This window comes from Cupriavidus sp. 01L46, assembly GCF_056399905.1.
Genome location: NZ_JBFTSF010000591.1, coordinates 1 through 1,396, shown reverse-complemented (window position 1 = coordinate 1,396; position 1,396 = coordinate 1). Strand labels below are relative to the sequence as shown.

Annotated in this window: 1 protein-coding gene and 1 pseudogene; one reads left to right on the top strand and one right to left on the bottom strand. The window is 55.0% G+C overall.

Annotated elements, in window-relative coordinates:
* Window positions 1-228: hypothetical protein (locus AC1DS3_RS38670; RefSeq protein ID WP_477129368.1), on the top strand; the 228-nt coding region annotated here is incomplete at its 5' end.
* 237 nt (window positions 229-465) lie between these two features.
* Here the strand turns inward: AC1DS3_RS38670 and AC1DS3_RS38665 are convergent.
* Window positions 466-769, bottom strand: a pseudogene (locus AC1DS3_RS38665) (catalase/peroxidase HPI); the annotation flags it as partial.
* Window positions 770-1,396: the final 627 nt, after the last annotated feature.

The window sequence follows — 1,396 nt, the reverse complement described above, 5'->3', positions numbered from 1 at the left end:
CAGTACTTCCTGGTGGGCGATGCAGTCTGGAATGCGAAGGCATTGAAGCTTGGCGGCACGAAGTTCTGGGCAGCGCGGTGGTTGGTTGATGGTGATATTGAACAAACACAAGATGCTGTGGAGCAGATTCGCGCGCTGATAGACAGACATCCAGATATTGTCGTGGTGCCGGCGCACGATGGGCACGTACAGACGTCACTGGGATACTTTCCAGCCTGGGTTGAATGAGCATTTGCCCGCCGGCGCTCGCGATCGCACCTTCTTGCCCTGAACCTCGTACGGAGCCTGGATTTCGGGACGCTCGGAAGGAGCAGCTAAGGTGCTACTCCAGCCACCGATGCKCCTCCTGGCGGCTCTGTGCTCTGCATCACGCTCGCTGCCAGAACCAGGCAGCGATCACGTCTGTTCAAGCCCGGACGGGCGCCGAACGTGGTGCGGCGCCCAGATTTACCCCTTACTTAACGCTCATTTACGCAGATCGAAGCGGCCGAGGTTCAACACCTTGACCCAGGGCAGCGACGAAGTCCTTGACGAACTTATCCGCCACGTCCTCGCTTGCGTAGACTTCGCACAGGGCCCAGAGCTGAGCATGTGAGCCGAACACCAGATCAACCCGCGATCCGGTCAACTTGACCTGCCCCGACTTACGGTCACGTCCCTCGAACACATCCCGGGCGAGCGCCTTCCATTCCACGCCCATGTCGAGCAGGTTGCGGAAGAAGTCGTTGGTCAGCGTTTCCGGGCGGTCGGTGAAGACGCCGTGCGCATCTTTCCCTGTATGGGGTAGCTTTGATTTCGGTGCAATTTGCGACGGTTCGCAAGCCCAGCATCAGTGCGGGAATGCCACCGTAAGTTATTGATTAATATAGAATTTCTGTTTTTCCATCGATCAACCGCAAACGGCGTCATTGCGAACTCGATTTCAGCACGCAGCGCTTGTTTTGGGTGCAGTTTGTGACGGCAGTAGTTGTCCGACGTAGCGCTCAACCGGGAAGCGAAAGACGGCCCGGAGATCGATGCCCTCTAGCCGTGTTCGGGCGATTGGCCCGAATGACTCGGGTGGCCATTTTTCGCGGAGCGTTTATTATTTCAAATTATTGAAAACGGATAAATATCGGAGATCCAAAAATAGCTGGATTGCAGATGTTTTCCTATTATAGGAATTCTGGCTTCTCGCTCTAGAGTCGAAAAATGAATATCCGACACTATATATAAATCCAAATCCGCTCAATTCTTGTCAAATGGAGCGGCGCTGTTCAGGTTAAGCGTGGATAGCTGCTAGACTTTGGTCGTTGATATGACGAGAGCAGTCGATGAACGCCCGCCAGTTCAAGAGATTCCTGGAGTCGGTGACCAAGCTCACCGCCGGCCAGTTGGAGCAGGTACGAAGCGCGCT